Origin of the sequence: Ideonella sp. (assembly GCF_041287625.1) — a bacterium.
GTDB lineage: Bacteria > Pseudomonadota > Gammaproteobacteria > Burkholderiales > Burkholderiaceae_C > Ideonella.
The window spans coordinates 284982-301209 of sequence record NZ_JBGGNH010000027.1 but is presented as its reverse complement, the minus strand read 5'-3'; the positions used below and the strand labels follow the sequence as shown (position 1 = coordinate 301209).

The following is a 16228-nucleotide window of genomic DNA, read 5'->3' as shown; positions in this document are numbered from 1 at the left end:
CTTTCCGGCCGCAGGCACGCGTCCTGCTTGCGTCTGAAACCGCCCATTGGAAGGCTTCTGTCGGTCGCGCAAAAATATGCAATGCATATACGACAGAAATCTTGTGGAACTGTGGCGTAAGCCTTATGCTGACATCCATGGCGTTGACACAGCGCTGACACGAACCCCGCTCCGGCCTTCTGCCGAGCGGTGCCGGGTCAACGTGCGAGGGACACGATTCCTCGCGTCATCGTCTGCTTCCGGCAGGCCTGCGCCCCATGAAGGCGACGGCCCGCTCCCGCCGTCGCGCACCCAAAACACGCGAGCGGTTGCCGACCCGCAGCACGCGGTCAGCACCTCCCCCAACCCCTAGGAGTTCCTTGTGTCTCGAAACATTGCGGATGTCGTTCTCGGCGGGTCGAAGCGCCGATTCACTGGCCTGACCCTGGCCAGCCTGCTGGCCATCACCTCGTGGGGCGTGCACGGCGCCGCGCTGGCGGCGGACCCGGCCCAGATCATTGCCTCCATGCCCGGCGCAGACAAGGGCGCCCAGCCCTATGGCGCCATGGTCCAGGCGCCCGACGGTTATGTGTATGGCACCGCGCTGACCAACTCGCCCGACAGCGGCTGGGGCCTGGTGTTCCGCGTCAAGACCAACGGCAGCGGCTACAAGGTGGTGCACGCCTTTGACGGCGCCACCGAAGGCGGCACGCCGCGCGGCGACCTGATGGTGGGCAGCGACGGTTCGGTCTATGGCAATGCCTCGACCGGCGAGGGCGCAGCGCAATACGGCAGCCTGTGGAAGTACGTGCCCGGCGGCAAGTTCAAGTTGCTGCACGTGTTCAACGGCAGCGATGGTGCCTACCCCGGCGGCGCGCTGGTGCAGGACAGCAAGGGCCTGCTGTATGGCTTTGCCATCGGCGGCGGTGAGTTCGGCCGCGGCGCGATCTTCAAGATGCAGCCCAGCGGCGAGAAGTTCGCCATCATCCACAGCTTTGCTGGCGAAGCCTCCGGCGGCAACCCGCATGGCCTGGCACTGGGCAGCGACAACCTGCTCTACGGCGTGACCTCGAGCGGCGGCAACACCGGCGAAGGCGTCGCCTTCAAGATGGCCCGCGACGGCAGCGGCTTCCAGGTCCTGCATTCGTTCGACAGCACCGTCGAAAGCATCAACCCGCAGGCCAGCCTGGTGGCGAACCCGGCCGACGGCTATGTGTACGGCACGACCAACAGCAACGGCGCCGACTACGGCTCGGTGTACCGCTTCAACGGCGCAGGCGACTTCCAGACCGTGCTGAAGTTCGACGACATCACCAACGGCGAATTCCCGACCTCGCCGCTGGTCGTGGGCCCGAACGGCCACCTGTACGGCAGCGCGCCTTACGGCGGCCCGAGCCGCAGCTACGGCACGCTGATCGAAATCGACCCGGCCACCAGCAAGCTGGTGGGCGTGGTCTCGCTGACCGACAGCGCCTTCTCGGTGCAGGCCGGCCTGACCAAGGGCAGCGATGGCATGCTGTACGTTCCCGCCTACGCTGGCGGCACCAACAGCGCTGGCGCGATCCTGAAGGTCGACCCGGCTGCCTTCCCTGCGCCCATCCTGCCCAAGCCGGCAGTGCAGTTCTACATCAACCAGGTCAACCCGCCGATGACCACCAGCAACACGACGCCGGGCAAACTCATGCGGCTGGATTGGTACTCGCAATACGCCGACTCCTGCGCCGTCACCGGCACCTGGAACTCGGGCACGGTGGGGACCGAAGGCAGCAAGAACATCCGGCAGATGGAATTGGGCGACTACCCGTACGTGCTGACCTGCACCAACGCGCAAGGCTCGACCAGCTCGACCCAGGTCCTGCACGTGCTGCCCAAGCCCTGAGTGTGGCCCCAAGGGCCGGGCCTCGCCCGGCCCTTCCGCTGCTGCTTGTATCCTCGCCGGCATGAACCCCCAGTCTCCGTTCTCGGCCAGTGAAGCCGACCTGGCCTTGCGCCGCCACACCGAAGCCCTGGGCAATGAACTGCAGAGCGCCGTCGGCGCGCTGCTGGCCGCCGTCGAAGACAAAGGTGCACGCGACCAGAAGGCCTTCCAGGCGGCGCTGGGCCTGGGCCAGTCCGCCGTCAGCCGGCTGCTGTCCTCGGTTCGCAGCGGCGACCCGCTGACCACGCTGGTCAACATCCCCGGCGCCCAAGTGCTGGCGCAGATGCTGCGCGGCGCTGAACGAACCAGGCTGGACCCTGGCCTGCTCGCGCGCGCCGCCGCCGCGGTGCAGGCCTTCGAGACTTTTGTCGACGTGCAGTTCGGCGACCGTGCCACGCTGGACACGGTGCTCAGCGAATGGGTGCTGGAGTCGCGTGCCGCGATCGAGCTGCGCCAGAAAACCCTCGCCTTCAAGGCCACCAGCGCACTGCGCGGCGTGCAGGCCGACCTGGTGCTGTCCACCGGCATCGTGTACCCCTCGCGCGACAACCCCGAGCGCCACGACGGCATCGGCATCGACGCGCTGCTGGGCTGCCGCCGCCTCAAGCCCTCGGGCCTGCTGCGGCTGAACTTCTCGTCGCTGAGCCCGGAGGAAAGCCGCTTCAAGGCGCTCAGCCTGAACGGCCAGCCGGTCACCGGCATGCAGGACCTGCTGCTGCGCGAGTTTTCCAGCGTGCAGCCCGAGCAGCTGCAGACCGAACAGAACGGCCGCGTGATCCAGACCTCCGTCTTCGGGCTGCCGCTGAGCCGCGAGCAGGGCCGCGGCCACGACATCGTCTACGTGCAGGTCTACAACAATGCGCACCGCGCCCGCCGCGGCGCCGGCGGCCCGACCAGCGGCATGGCCGCCCACGCCGAGCCGCCGACCGAATGCTGTGTGATCGACGCGCTGCTGCACGACGACGTCTGGCCCGACATCCAGCCCGAACTGCGGCTGTACGACACGGTCATCCGCGGCATCGCCCACCCGGACGATCCCAGCCGCTTTGGCGACCGCATGGACATGGTCGAAAGCGTGCAGTTCCTCGGCCGCGGCCCGGAAGCCTTCCGGCTGCCGGAATACGCGCGTTACCCCGAGCTGATCCGCCGCGCTTGCGCCGAACGCGAGTGGAACGCCAGCAAGCTGCGCGGCTACCGCATCAAGGTCCGCTACCCGATCTACGGCTCGCAAATCGGCATGGCCTTCCGCTTGCTGGACTGAAGCCAGACCGGAAAGTATCGGCAGCGCGGATTGAAAGTACCTGCTGCGAGGTCCAGAGTTCCTATCGTCACGGCAGTCGGCGCATCCGCCGAACCAAGGAGACGACATGAGCCCCACCGGCCGACTGGCAGGAAAACATGTGTTGCTGACCGGCGCAGCCGGCGGCATCGGGCTGGCCGTTGCCGGGGCCTGCCTGGCCGAAGGCGCCCGCTGCACCATTGCCGACATCGGCGCCGCGGCTTCCGCTGACGTGCAGGCGCTGCAGGCTGCGCATCCCGAAACGCTGCGCTACCAGCAGGCGGACGTGGCGCAGGCGGCCAGCATCGCGGCACTGGTGCAGGCGGCCAGCGCCAGCTTCGGCGCCATCGACGTGCTGTTCAACAACGCCGCGGTGTTCGACATGGCTCCGGTGCTGGAGACCGACGAAGCCTCGTACCAGCGCCTGTTCGACATCAACGTGAAGGGCATGTTCTTCATGATGCAGGCGGTGCTGCGCCAGATGGTGGCGCACGGCGTGCGCGGCAGCGTGATCAACATGTCCTCGCAGGCCGGCCGGCGCGGCGAAGCGCTGGTGGCCCACTATTGCGCGACCAAGGCCGCGGTCATCAGCTACACCCAGTCGGCCGCGCTGGCGATGGCGCCGCACGGCATCCGCGTCAACGGCATTGCACCAGGCGTGGTCGACACGCCAATGTGGCAGCACGTGGACGCCCAGTTCGCCAAGTACGAAGGCTTGGCGCCGGGCGAAAAGAAGATCGCGGTTGGCAAGGCCGTGCCGCTGGGCCGCATGGGCACGCCGCAGGACATTGCCGGTGCCGCCGTCTTCCTGGCCGGCGACGAGGCCCGCTACATCACTGCGCAGACGCTGAACGTCGACGGTGGCAACTGGATGAGTTGAGCCCCGGCTCCGCACTGCCGCCATGCGCACCAGCCGCAATCCCACCCCGGAACTCGAGCACGACCTGATCCGGCTGCCCTGCCTGGGCTACGAGCCGGCGCCGCAACCCGGCCTGGTGCGCTGCGTCGAACACGGCAGCCCAACGCCGCTGGAGCGCTGGCACTGCCATGACGAATACGAGCTGCAGCTGATCGTCGGCGCGCGCGGACATGCCTTCATCGGCGACCACGTGGGCGCTTTCGAGCCCGGGCACCTGGTGCTGACGGGGCCGCGCCTGCCGCACAACTGGGTCTCGACCGACCTGCCGCCCGAGGGGCTGGCGGTGCGCAGCCTGGTGCTGCAGTTCCTCGACCAGCCATTGCAGCAAGGCCTGGCAGCAGTGGGCGCACTGGACGAACTCAAGCCCCTGCTGGAGCGCTCACGCCACGGCATCGAGTTCTTCGGCCTCAGCGCCGAGATGCGCACGCGCTTCCACGGCCTCAAGGCTGCCAGCGGGCTGGAACGGCTGGGCCGCTTCCTGGACATCCTGGGCCTGCTCGCGCACTGGCCGGACTACCGGCTGCTGTCGTCCGTCCAGCTGCAGCGCTTCGAGGCAGACGCCACACTGGCGCCGCTGAAGGCCGTGATCCAGCATGCAAAGCTGAATTTCACCGAGCCGCTGGGCCCAGCCGAGGCGGCCCGGCTGGTGGGCATGAACCAGCGCCAGTTCGCACGCCACTTCAGCCGCTGCACCGGCGGTAGCTTCACGGCTTTCCTGACCCGGCTGCGCGTCAACCACGCCTGCGAGCTGCTGCTGCAGACCGAGCTGCTGGTGAGCAGCATCTGCTACCAGGCGGGTTTCAACAACATGGCCAATTTCGACCGCCACTTCCTGCGGCTCAAGGGGCTCACGCCTTCGGCCTACCGGCGCCTGGCACAGGCACGCTTTGGCCGGCCGGCCAGCTGACCCAAGCGCTCACTCAGCCGCGGTTCACCGCCGAAGCGACCGGCGGCTGGCCGTTCGCAGCCGACGTGTCCTCCTGTGGCCGCCCCAGGCAACGCCCGGCCAGCACCAGGCAGGCCAGCACGCCGGCCGCGCCGCCCCACAGCAGGCCAGGCGCCTGTTCGTGCGCGGTCCACAGCAGCACCGAGGTCAGCGACACCGCAGCGACGAACAGCGCCGCGCTGGCCCACAGCGCAGTGCGGCTGACCTGCGGGTCGTAGAGCGGGCGCTGCAGCTCGAACGGCACACCGGGGAAACGGGCCGCCACATCCGCCGGGCGCCAGCCGGGCGGCTTGAACCAGACGCGCAGCTTGTCGGCCCAGGACGCCGCGTGCCGGCTGTCGTGCCACAGCGCCGCATACACCTCCAGGTTGGCCCAGACCGGGTTCCAGCTGCGCAACGGCTTGCGCGTGCCGTAGACGATGGGCTCGAGGTTGTCTTCGTCGATGAAGCTGCCGAACAGCCGGTCCCAGACCATCAGGATGCCGCCGTAATTGCGGTCCAGGTAGCGGTCGTTCACGGCGTGGTGCACGCGGTGGTTGCTCGGCGAGCACAGCCAGCGGTCGAACCAGCCCAGGCGATCGATCTGCCGCGTGTGGACCCAGAACTGGTACAGCAGGTCGATCAGGCCCACGGTGACGAACACCAGCGGCGAATAGCCCAGCAGCGCCAGCGGCAGGTAGAACAACCAGGCGCCCAGCCAGCCCGAAGACGTTTGCCGCAGCGCGGTCGACAGGTTGTATTCCTCGCTCTGGTGGTGCACCACGTGCGCGGCCCAGAAGAAGGCCACCGTGTGGCCGGCGCGGTGCAGCCAGTAGTAGCAGAAGTCGTACAGCAACAGGCCGGAGAGCCAGACCCACAGCGCGTTGTCCGGCAGCTGCCAGAACGCCCAGTGCTCCCACACCCAGGCATAAAGGCCCAGCGCAAACAGTTTGGTGAACAGCCCCGTCAGCTGGCTGAAGATGCCCAGCCCGACGCTGGCGATCGCGTCGTTGACCCGGTAGCTGGGCTTGCCGCGCCGGTGGCCGACCCACCACTCGATGGCGATCAGCAGGAAAAAGACTGGCGTGGCCAGCACGATGACTTGGGCGGGTTGCAGCGTCATGGCGCGAGCGGCCCCGGCAAGGCCGCAACGAAAAAAGCGGTCGCCCGATCTTGGCCCTGCAGGCCCCGCCGCGCCAGCGGGGAAAGCGTGACGTTTACGTCACGCAATGATGGGTCAGGTCACGCGCTTTCGGCGGCCAGTGCCGCCGGCCGGGCGGCCGCAGTCGCGCCGCTGCACAAGCGCCCCGCCACCACCAGGCAGACCAACACCAGCGCCACGCCGCCGACCAGGACCAGCGGCGCCTGCCGGTGCGCCGTCCACAGCAGCACGCCGCTGAGGATGAGCGCGACGGCAAACAGCGCCAGCGCGCCGAACATTGCTGCGCGGCTGAAGCGGGGGTCGTACGGCGGCCGCTGCAGCTCGAACGGCGCGCCGGGAAAGCGTGCCGCCACGTCCGCCGGACGCCAGCCCGGCGGCTTGAGCCAGACGCGCAGCTTGTCGCCCCAGGCCCGCGTGTGCCAGCTGTCGCGGGCCAGCGCGGCAAACACTTCCAGGTTGGCCCAGACCGGGTTCCAGCTGCGCAAGGGCTTGCGCGTGCCGTAGACGATGGGGCTGTGGTCGTCCTCCTCGGCAAAGCTGCCGAACAGCCGGTCCCAGACCATCAGGATGCCGCCGTAGTTGCGGTCCAGGTAGCGGTCATTCGCCGCGTGGTGCACCCGGTGGTTGCTCGGCGAGCACAGCCAGCGGTCGAACCAGCCGAGCTTGCCGATCAGCCGGGTGTGGACCCAGAACTGGTAGACCAGGTCCAGCAGGCTGGCGGTGACGAACACCAGCGGCGAGAAGCCCAGCAGCGCCATCGGCAGGTAGAACAGCCAGCTGCCCAGCCAGCCACCGGAAGTCAGGCGCAGCGCGGTGGAGAGGTTGAAATCCTCGCTCTGGTGGTGCACCACGTGCGAGGCCCAGAAAAACGCCACCTCGTGGCTGGCCCGATGCAGCCAGTAGTAGCAGAAGTCGTAGGCCAGCATGCCCAGCACCCAGACCCACCAGGCGTTGTTCGGCAGCTTCCACGGCGCCAGCGTGCTCCAGGCCCAGACGTAGATGCCGGTCGTGAACAGCTTGGTGAACAGGCCGGTGAGCCGGCTGCAGACACCCAGGCCGACAGCGGCCATCGCGTCATTCAATCGGTAGCAGGCCACACCCCGCCGACGGCCCACCCACCACTCCAGGGCCATCAGCAGAAAGAACAGCGGCGTGACCAGCACAATCACTTGCAACGGCCGAAGCATGATGGCAAGGGCAGCCGCGGCCGCCAGGAAGTGGGTCTCGCGGCATGCTAGCGGCGCACGCCAAACGGCGCAGCCGCGAAGGTGCAAGAAATGGCAACCGGCCGCGGGCGCGCGGGCGGCAGATGCTCAGGCGGCGTGGCCCACGCGGTCGGCCGATTCGTCGCGCACTTCGTCGTCCAGGTGGTGCACGTCGGCCCAGCCGATCAGCGTGAAGCCGTCGCCGGTCCACAGCAAGCGGTTGATGCCGGTATTGGGCAGCTCCCAGGTGCGCGGCGCGTTCAGTGCAATGCGCGAGGCGGCGCGGTAGAGGCAGTCCAGCACGCCACCATGGGCCACCAGCACCACCGTCTGGCCGGGGTGCTGGCTGACCAGGCGGGCGGCGGTGGCAACACTGCGTTCGTAGAAACCGAGCAGGGTTTCGCCGCCCTCGGGGCCGAAGTCCGGCAGGCGGGCGCGCCATTTGGCGCTCAGGTCCGGCCAGCCCTGTTCGACCTCGGCATAGGTGTGGCCCTGCCAGAGGCCGAAGTGGCGCTCGCGCAGGCCAGGGTCCGGCAGCACTGTCATGTCGACCGCTTCGGCGATCGCCTGGGCGGTGTCGAAGGCGCGGGACAGGTCGCTGGCGTAGATCACGTCGGGCTTGTCGTGCGCCAGCGCCAGGCCGGCACGGCGGGCCTGTTCGCGGCCACGTGGGTTCAGCGGCACGTCGAGCTGGCCTTGCAGCCGGGTGTCGACATTCCAGGCGGTTTCGCCATGGCGCACGGCAATGACGCGGGTCACATCCTGCATGCTCAAACGCCCCAGACCACCGGCTGCTTCTCGGCCAGGCTGCGCTTCATCATCTCGATCATCGGCCAGGCGCGGCGGCGCAGCGAGACCGGATCGGTCGAGGCCTTGGCCGGCTCATCGGTCTCGGCTTCGTCTTTCCCGCCACTGCCAGCTTCCTCGGCTTCGACGGCGCGGGTCAGTGCGTCAATCGCGGTCGGCAGGTCGGCCACGTCGATGATGCCCTGGGCGGCGGGGGCCTTGCCGATCAGGCCCAGCACCTGGTCGCCATTGGGCGCCAGCATGATCAGGTCGGCGGTGGCCTTGCTCTTGAACTTGTACATCGCGGCTCTCCACGGATTGCGCTCGGAAGCGATGCCCGCATTGTGCCGCCGGGTCTGTGCCTATTCGTTGGCCGCCCTAGGGGGAGCTTGCACGCGCTGGGCGAGTGCGGCTGCGCGTGCCAGCACGCCGCGTTCGCAGGCACGCGCCTCCAGCGCGGCCGAGGCCAGCAGGCCTTGCCAGCCGTCGCAGCCGGCCTGGGTCACGAACTGGCGCTGCGAGGCGTGTTCGACGCCTTCGGCCAGCACCTGCAGGCCCAGTGCGCGGGCCAGCGAGACGAGGCCTTGCACCATCGCGTTTTCGGCCGCCTGGCGCGGCACCTGGCGGATCAGGCTGCGGTCCAGCTTGACGGCATGGAACGGGTAGCGGCGCAGCAGGCCCAGCGAGCAGTCGCCGGTGCCCCAGTCGTCCAGCACCAGGCGCACGCCCAGGCGTTGCAGGGCCTGCAGGTTGTACAGCGCGGTTTCCGGGTCGCGCTGCAGCGCGGCCTCCTGCAGGTCCAGTTCCAGCAGCCGGGCCGGCCAGCCGGTGGCTTCCAGCAGCGCGGCCACGCGGCGCGCATAGGCCGGCTGGCACAAGGCAGCGGCGCTGACGTTGACCGTCAATGACTGGACCCAGCCGGCTGCGCGCCAGGTCGCGGCCTGGCGCAGCGCGTGCTCCATGACCCAGTCGTCCAGCGCGCCCATCAGGCCGGCACGCTCGGCCAGCGGCAGGAACAGCGCGGGCAGCAGCAGGCCGTCTTCCGGGTCCTGCCAGCGCAGCAGCGCCTCCACGGCCTGGACCTGGCCGGTGTGGCTGTCCACGCGCGGCTGGTAGTGCAGGCGGAACGCCGGGTGCGCCAGACCTTCGTGCACCGCACGCTCCAGCCGCTGCTGGCGGCGGCCATCGGGCAGCGGCTGGGCGGTCAGCTGGTGGACTTGCAGCCAAGCCAGCGGATCGGCCGCGTCCGCGCCGGCCTGGGCCTGGGCGCGGTGCAAGGCCTGCTCGGCGTGCTGCAGCAAATCTTCCGCCCCCAGGCCGGACTGCGGGTAGACGGCCATGCCAATCTGCAGCGGCACGCCAGCGGTGGCCAGCAGGCCCCGGGCCGAGCGGCGAGCGGTGTCCAGCAGGCGCTGCACCAGCGGCGCGGCGCGGGCTTCGCTGGCGTCCGGCAGCAGGATGGCAAAACGTGCGGCACCGAGCCGGGCCACGCGCTGCGAGCCGTTCAGGTGGGCGCGCAGGCCTTCGATCAGGTCCGCCATCACACGGGCGCGGGCATTGCCGTCCACCGCGAACAAGGCCTGCCGGTCGTACTCCACGCACAGCACGGTGAGCGACTGGCCGCTGGCGCGCGCGCGGATCACCGCCTCGTCCAGGCAAGTCAGCAGCGCGCTGCGGTTGGGCCAGCCGGTGAGTTCGTCTTCGCCGGAGGACAGCGCGGCTTCCTCTTCACGCGGCAGCGCCGCGCGGCCGCGGTGCAGCGGGCGGAACGAATACACGCGGCCGATCGGCCGACCGGCGCTCCATTGCGGCTGGGTGTGGCGTTCCAGCAGCGTGCCGTTGAGCAGCGGCACGGTGTCGGTGGCGCTGAGCAGCAGCTGGCCGTCGATCTCGTCGAGCCGGCGCTGGTAGTCGGTCGGCTGCAGCACCGACTGGCGCATCCAGTCCAGCACGGCCGGGTCGTCCTGCTCGGTGAGCACCGCGGCGGGCAGGTCCCACATCGCGGCGAAGCGCCGGTTGAAAGCACGGATGCGGCCGGCGGTGTCGACCACCAGGATGCCGTCGGCCGTGGCCTCCAGCGTGGCGCGCAGCTCGGCCAGCAGGGTTTCGCGCTCGCGGGCCACGCGGCTGTCCGCGCTGCGGTCGCGCAGCGTGACCAGGTAGCAGGCAGCCGGTTCGCCCTGCGGGGCAACGGGCACGATGCGGCGGTGGATCTGCGCGACCTGGCCGTCGCCACGCGGCAGCTCGGTGTCGGACACCAGGCGGCCAGGCCGGCCGGCACGCACGTCGGCCCAGAAGACCGCGTCTTCCAGGCTGGGCAGCAGTTCGTCGGCCGCGCGGCCGACCATTTGGTCCAGCGGCTGGCCCAGCCACACAGCGGCGGCGGGGTTGGCTTGCAGCAGCGTCAGCTGCGCGGCGTCGACCAGCCAGGCCGGCTCGTCGAACGCGGCCAGCCAGCCGGCGTCCGGCAGGGGCGTGCTCACACGGCCTCCGCGACGGCTTCTTGGCCCAGGGCCTGGGCGGGCTCGACGTCGAAGAAATAGGCCACGCGCAGCCGCGGCGTCAGGCATTCGGCCACGCGGACAGGCAGGTGCTCGGCTTTCAGGCTGCGGCGAATGCCCAGGTCCGGCACCTGGTCCAGGTCCAGGTGCACGGTGCGGTCTCCGGAAGGCCGGGGCTCGAAGACCTGCACCCGCGGCTTCAGCGGCCGCGCGGCATTGACCGAGACGACCATGGCATGGCGCTCGTCGCTCAACTGCACCAGCGAGCCCGGTGGGTAGATGCCCATCAGGCGGATGAAGCCGCTGAGGATGGTCGCATCGAAGCGGTTGCGCGACTGCGCGAACATGCGCGAGAGCGCTTCGTGCGGCGTCAACGACAGCGAAGGCAGCGCGGCATTGCAGAGGTTGTCATAACGGTTGACCATGGCCACGACGCGCGCCGCAGGCGAGATCGCGTCGAGCTTGACCGCCTTCGGAAAGCCGCTGCCATCGGCATGCTCATGGTGCTGAGCCAACACCAGCAGGGCGCCGGTCGGCAGGCCCATGCGCCGGCCCAGCACCACGCCCTGGGCCACGTGGTCCCGGTACAGCGCCTGCTCGGCGGCAGAGAAATCGTCACGCGGCAGGCGCACCCGATCGGGCAGCTGGGCCTTGCCGATGTCGTGCAGCAAGGCGCCCGTGCCCAGGTCCATCAGGTCGGCCTCGCTCATGCTCAGCGAGCGGGCCAGCAGCAGCGAGATCACGGTGACGTTCATCGCATGCGCGGTGGCCCGGTCGCCAGACGGCTCGCCCAGCACGCGCACGCACAGCTCGCCGTCCTGCAGCATCTTGTCCAGCATCGCGCGCGTGAGCTGCTGCGCGCTGTCGCGGGCCTCTTCGGGTGCGGCGGTAACCCGGTCGGTCACGCGGCGCAGGTCACGGCAGGCCTCGCCATACTGGCGCTCGCACTGGCGCAGCGCGGCCACTTCGGCGGCCTGGCGCGCGGCGGCCAGGCGACGCGCTTCGGCAGCCGGGTCCAGCGGCGGCTTGGCAGCGGCGGCAATGGCAGCCGTGGCAGCCGCTGCCTGCGCCGCAGCCGCCTCTGCGGCCAGGGCTTCGGCCGCGCTGCCCGCGCCGGCCACCGCCTCGTCGCTGCGCTCCGGGCTCCAGCGCACCTGCTTCTGCCCCAGCCCGCGGATGATCTCGATCTGCTCGACCGAGGCAATCTTGAAACTCGAAAGCGGGAACGGGTGAGACATCCAGCCCAGGTCCAGATGAATGAACATCCCAACGCGCAAATCCTGAATCGCCACCATCGCTGTCATGTGCTTGTCCCTGTCACGGACCACTGCGAAATGCGGTCCTGTCGGGCAGTAGATCGGCCAGTGGCGGGCAAAACTTGAAGGAATGCTGAACGCTGGCGTGCAGGCTGCACAAACCCGCTGCCGCCGGGGTCGGGGCCGGTTTCCTACAATCGGGGCATGACTGCCACGCCGACCGCTCAAGCCGCTGCCCCGTACACCCGCGCCCAGGCGCTGCCTGCGCTGCTGCGCCAGCGCATCGTGCTGATCGACGGCGCGATGGGCACGATGATCCAGCGCTACAAGCTGGGCGAGGCCGATTTCCGCAATGCCGCGCTGGCCGGGCACCCGAAGGACCTGAAAGGCAACAACGACCTGCTGGTGCTGACCCGGCCGGACGTGATCCGCGAGATCCACGACCAGTACCTGCAGGCCGGCGCCGACATGGTCGAGACCAACACCTTCGGCGCCACCAGCATCGCCCAGGAGGACTACGGCCTGGGCCACCTGGCGCGCGAGATGAACCTGGCCGCCGCCCGCCTGGCGCGCGAGGCCTGCGACGCGATCTCCACGCCAGAGCACCCGCGCTACGTGGCAGGCGCGCTGGGCCCGACGCCGCGCACTGCCAGCATCAGCCCGGACGTGAACGACGCCGGTGCCCGCAACGTGACCTTCGACGAGCTGCGCGCCGCTTATTACGAGCAGGCCCAGGCGTTGATGGACGGCGGCTGCGACCTGTTCCTGGTCGAGACCATCTTCGACACGCTGAACGCCAAGGCCGCGATCTTCGCGCTAGACGAGCTGATGGCAGCCACCGGCGAGCGCCTGCCGGTGATCATCTCCGGCACCGTGACGGACGCCTCCGGCCGCATCCTCTCGGGCCAGACCGTGGGCGCCTTCTGGCACTCGGTGCGCCATGCGCGCCCGCTGGCCGTGGGCCTGAACTGCGCGCTGGGCGCCGCGCTGATGCGGCCGTACATCGAAGAGCTGAGCCGCATTGCCGGCGACACTTTCGTCAGCTGCTACCCGAACGCCGGCCTGCCCAACCCGATGAGCGACACCGGCTTCGACGAGACGCCGGACGTGACCGGCGCGTTGATGGGCGAGTTCGCCAAGTCAGGTTTCCTGAACATCGTCGGCGGCTGCTGCGGCACCACGCCGGCCCACATCGCCGCCATCGCGCAGCAGGTCAAGAACTACCGCCCGCGGCACCTGCAGGACAAGCTGTTCAGCCCGCTGCTGAAAGAAGCCGCCTGAGCTGACAGGCGGCCCTGCGCTCGCTGGCGCTCAGCCTCTCAGCGCGCGACGGCCTGCACCGCCTGCAGGATCACCGCGGCCACCTCGGCCGGGCGCGATTGCTGCGGCACGTGGCTGGTCGGCAGCGTGGTCACGGTGGCGCCGATCTTCTTGGCCATCGCGCGCTCCAGGTTCGGGTCGATCATGCGGTCGTTGGCGCTGACGATGTACCAGGACGGGCGGGTCTGCCAGGCGGCCACGGTCGTCCTGTCACCGAAGGCCTTGGCCTGGATCGCGCCCTGGGTCACGGCCATCACCGCGGCCTGCGCGGCCGGCACGTCCTGCGCAAAGTCCTCGGCCATGGCCTGCGGCGGCAGCGACAGGAAGCCTTGCGCGTCGGCCACCAGCTTGGCGATGCCGGGAGGCGTCGGGTAATCCTTGCCCAGCTCGCCAGCGGCTTCGCCCACGCCGGGCGCAAATGCCGCCACGTAGACCAGCGCGCCGACCTTGTCGTTCACGCCGGCTTCGGTGATGACCTGGCCACCCCAGGAGTGGCCGACCAGCACCACCTTGCCCTTCTGGAGCGCGATGGCGCGCTGCGTGGCGGCCACGTCTCCGGCCAGCGACTCCAGGCCGTTCTGCACCGAGGTGACGTGCACGCCCCTGGCCTGCAGCAGCGGGATGACCTTGGCCCAGTCCGAGCCATCGGCAAAGGCGCCGTGTACCAGCACGACGGAAGGCAGTTCGGCCGCCAGCGCCGGAGCAGCGCCGCCGAGCAAACCGGCAGCCAGGGCGAGGGAGGAGAGCGTGAGACGGGTGTTCATGGTGCGGTTCCGCTTAGAGGGTTAGAGTGCGCGTCGTTCTGAACGCGTGCCGTCAGTGTCGAAATTCCGGCGCAATTCCGGCATCGGTCGATTGACCGAGGCTGGCGCCCCTCCGCCGCATTCCGCTTCCCTCCCCCATGCCTGCCGATTCCCCAGTTGCCACCGACGTGGCGGTAAGCGACGCCGTGCGCGCCTTCGCCTTCATCGGCGACCTCAGCATGGGCCGGCCGACCGACCACTCCCACCGCACCGCGCGCCTGGCCGGCTGGCTGGCGCTCGCGTCTGGTGGCCAGGCGGCCGAGCAGCAGGTGGCCGAATCGGTGGCGCTGCTGCGCTGGTCCGGCTGCACCGCCAATGCGGCCGGTTTCGACCAATTGCTGGGCGACGACGTGGCCGGCCGCGAGCAGATGTTCGCCCAGACCCTGCGCCCGCTGAGCCTGCAGGAGCAGCGCGCGGTGGCGCCGCTGGCGGAGATCCACTGCGAGGTCTCGGGCGACATTGCGCGCCAGCTCGGCATGGGCGCGGCGGTGGAAGCCGGCCTGCGCCAGGTCTTCGAGCGCTGGGACGGCGGCGGCCAGCCCGGCCTGATCGGCGGCGACGCGGTGCCGGCGGTGGTCTACCAGGTGGCGATTGCCAGCGAACTGGAAATCCTCACGCAGGTGCACGGGCAGGCCGAGGCGCTGGCCCGCGTGCGCGCCGCGGGCGGCAGCCGCTACCCGGGGGCGCTGGCCACGCTGGCTTGCAGCGCGGCGGCAGACTGGCTGGCGGCGCTCGATGCGCCCGCGCAGTCCAACGAGACGGCGGATGACGCCCACCGCCGCGTACCGCTCGCGCTGGTGGCCGACGTGGCCGACCTCAAGCTGCCGTGGCTGGCCGGCCAGTCCCGCCAGGTGGCCGAAGCGGCGCAGGCCACCGCGCGCCTGCTCGGGCTGGACGAAGACAGCGCGGCGCAGCTGCACCGTGCCGGGCTGCTGCACGGCATTGGCCGCGCCGCGCTGCCCAATCACCTGTGGAACAAGGCCGCCCGGCTCTCGGCCGGCGAGCGCGAGCGCCTGCGGCTGATGCCTTACTGGACCTTCCGCGCCGCCGGCGCAATCCAGCGCCTGAAACCGGAGGCCGAGCTGGCCTCCTACGCCTGGGAGAAGCTGGACGGCAGCGGCGCCTTTCGCAGCCTCTCCGGCGCCGCGCTGTCCCCGGCCCAGCGCGTGTTGGCCACCTCGGCTGCGTTGGTGGCGCTGCGCTCGCCGCGGCCGTGGCGGCCGGCGCACGACGCTGCCGCCGCGGCGCAGCTGCTGCGCGACGAAGCCGCGCGTGGCATGTTCGACCCGGCCGTGGTGGAAGCCGCCATCGCAGCAGCGGCCGGAGCGCGCCCCCGCACGCCAGCCCGCGCCGCGGTAACGCTGAGCGGCCGCGAGGCGGACGTGCTGCGGCGCATCAGCCTGGGCGAAAGCAACAAGGAGGTGGCGCGGGCGCTGAGCATCAGTCCGAGCACGGTGCGCACCCACATCGAAAATGTGTTCCGCAAGCTCGAATGTTCGACCCGCGCGGCCGCCACGCTGAAGGCCTTCACGCTGGGGCTGCTGTAGGGCAGCCGCTCAGCTCAGTCTTCTTCGGACTGGCGTGCGGCGCGGTTCAGCGCGCCGTCCATCACCTGCTGCAGCTGGTGGTTCAGCTCGTTGATCTCTTCCTGCATCGCCCGCACCAGCTGGCTGTAGACGCGCTGCTGGCGGCCGGCTTCGCGCAGGCGCTGGGCCATGCCTTGGGAGATGTTGGCCAGCAGCTTGGCGGCCACCGCCGGCTCGTCGCTCATCAGCCGGCGCAAGGCGCCGCGCGAGAGGGACGCGGCCTGCACCGGCGTCATGGCAATGCAGGAGGCCGCGCGCGGCGCGCCGTCCAGCAGGCCCATCTCGCCGATCAGGCTGCCCGGGCCGAGCACGGTGACGATCAGCGGGTCGGTGCGGCTGACGACGGTGTTCTCGACGCTGACCTCGCCGTCGATCACCAGCAGCATGTGCCCGGTGTCGGCCTGCTCGCCCTCGCGCAGCAGCACCGCGCCTTCGTCGCACTGCCACAGCCGCATGTAGCTGACAACGACGTGCGCCTCGTCGGCCTGCAGGTCGGCCAGCGCGCTGGGTCGCCGCAGCAGTTCGGCAGCCAGCTCGATGAGGTAAGGATCGTAGGAGGCGGGTAAGGTGGAGTTCATGGGCAACGGCA

13 protein-coding genes and 1 pseudogene are annotated in these 16228 nt (G+C 70.0%); 6 read left to right on the top strand and 8 right to left on the bottom strand.

Annotated features, from left to right (window positions below; translation table 11 throughout):
* The first annotated feature begins 361 nt into the window (after window positions 1-361).
* The 4 genes from ACAH41_RS11280 (at window position 362) to ACAH41_RS11265 (ending at window position 5002) form a co-directional block, all read left to right on the top strand.
* Complete coding sequence (locus ACAH41_RS11280) at window positions 362-1858, top strand: choice-of-anchor tandem repeat GloVer-containing protein (RefSeq protein ID WP_325654534.1); 1497 nt, start codon at window positions 362-364, stop codon at window positions 1856-1858.
* Between the two features lie 61 nt (window positions 1859-1919).
* Entirely contained in the window at window positions 1920-3158 is a 1239-nt protein-coding gene (locus ACAH41_RS11275) for a hypothetical protein (RefSeq protein ID WP_325654533.1), read from the top strand.
* A 106-nt stretch (window positions 3159-3264) separates the two neighbouring features.
* Window positions 3265-4056 (top strand): L-iditol 2-dehydrogenase, encoded by a 792-nt coding sequence (locus tag ACAH41_RS11270; RefSeq protein ID WP_325654532.1) that lies wholly within the window; start codon window positions 3265-3267, stop codon window positions 4054-4056.
* Between the two features lie 22 nt (window positions 4057-4078).
* Window positions 4079-5002: an AraC family transcriptional regulator gene (locus ACAH41_RS11265; RefSeq protein ID WP_325654531.1), complete on the top strand. Its 924-nt coding sequence runs from the start codon at window positions 4079-4081 to the stop codon at window positions 5000-5002.
* A 109-nt stretch (window positions 5003-5111) separates the two neighbouring features.
* Here ACAH41_RS11265 and ACAH41_RS11260 read toward each other — a convergent pair.
* The 6 genes and pseudogenes from ACAH41_RS11260 to ACAH41_RS11235 all read right to left on the bottom strand — a co-directional run.
* Window positions 5112-6143 (bottom strand): annotated as a pseudogene (locus ACAH41_RS11260) (sterol desaturase family protein); the annotation flags it as partial.
* A 119-nt stretch (window positions 6144-6262) separates the two neighbouring features.
* A complete protein-coding gene (locus ACAH41_RS11255; RefSeq protein ID WP_325654599.1) occupies window positions 6263-7351 on the bottom strand; it encodes a sterol desaturase family protein in 1089 nt (362 codons plus the stop codon).
* A 144-nt stretch (window positions 7352-7495) separates the two neighbouring features.
* Window positions 7496-8155 (bottom strand): histidine phosphatase family protein, encoded by a 660-nt coding sequence (locus ACAH41_RS11250; RefSeq protein WP_325654529.1) that lies wholly within the window; start codon window positions 8153-8155, stop codon window positions 7496-7498.
* A gap of 2 nt (window positions 8156-8157) precedes the next feature.
* Entirely contained in the window at window positions 8158-8475 is a 318-nt protein-coding gene (locus ACAH41_RS11245; protein WP_325654527.1) for a DUF1840 domain-containing protein, read from the bottom strand.
* A gap of 60 nt (window positions 8476-8535) precedes the next feature.
* A complete protein-coding gene (locus tag ACAH41_RS11240; RefSeq protein WP_325654525.1) occupies window positions 8536-10656 on the bottom strand; it encodes an EAL domain-containing protein in 2121 nt (706 codons plus the stop codon).
* The gene (locus ACAH41_RS11235) at window positions 10653-11969 is read right to left on the bottom strand and encodes an HD domain-containing phosphohydrolase (protein ID WP_325654597.1); all 1317 of its coding nucleotides are present in this window, start codon (window positions 11967-11969) and stop codon (window positions 10653-10655) included. Before ACAH41_RS11235 ends, ACAH41_RS11240 begins: the two co-directional genes overlap by 4 nt.
* Window positions 11970-12134: 165 nt before the next feature.
* On the opposite strand from ACAH41_RS11235, the gene ACAH41_RS11230 reads away from it, so the two are divergent.
* Window positions 12135-13211, top strand: a complete 1077-nt coding sequence (locus ACAH41_RS11230) for a homocysteine S-methyltransferase family protein (RefSeq protein WP_325654523.1) — start codon at window positions 12135-12137, stop codon at window positions 13209-13211.
* 38 nt (window positions 13212-13249) lie between these two features.
* Here the strand turns inward: ACAH41_RS11230 and ACAH41_RS11225 are convergent, their stop codons facing one another.
* Complete coding sequence (locus tag ACAH41_RS11225) at window positions 13250-14014, bottom strand: alpha/beta hydrolase (protein ID WP_325654521.1); 765 nt, start codon at window positions 14012-14014, stop codon at window positions 13250-13252.
* Between the two features lie 137 nt (window positions 14015-14151).
* On the opposite strand from ACAH41_RS11225, the gene ACAH41_RS11220 reads away from it, so the two are divergent.
* Complete coding sequence (locus ACAH41_RS11220; RefSeq protein ID WP_325654520.1) at window positions 14152-15600, top strand: HD domain-containing phosphohydrolase; 1449 nt, start codon at window positions 14152-14154, stop codon at window positions 15598-15600.
* A 14-nt stretch (window positions 15601-15614) separates the two neighbouring features.
* Here the strand turns inward: ACAH41_RS11220 and ACAH41_RS11215 are convergent, their stop codons facing one another.
* Window positions 15615-16217, bottom strand: coding sequence for a cyclic nucleotide-binding domain-containing protein (locus tag ACAH41_RS11215; protein WP_325654518.1), 603 nt, complete (start codon window positions 16215-16217; stop codon window positions 15615-15617).
* Window positions 16218-16228 lie beyond the last annotated feature (11 nt).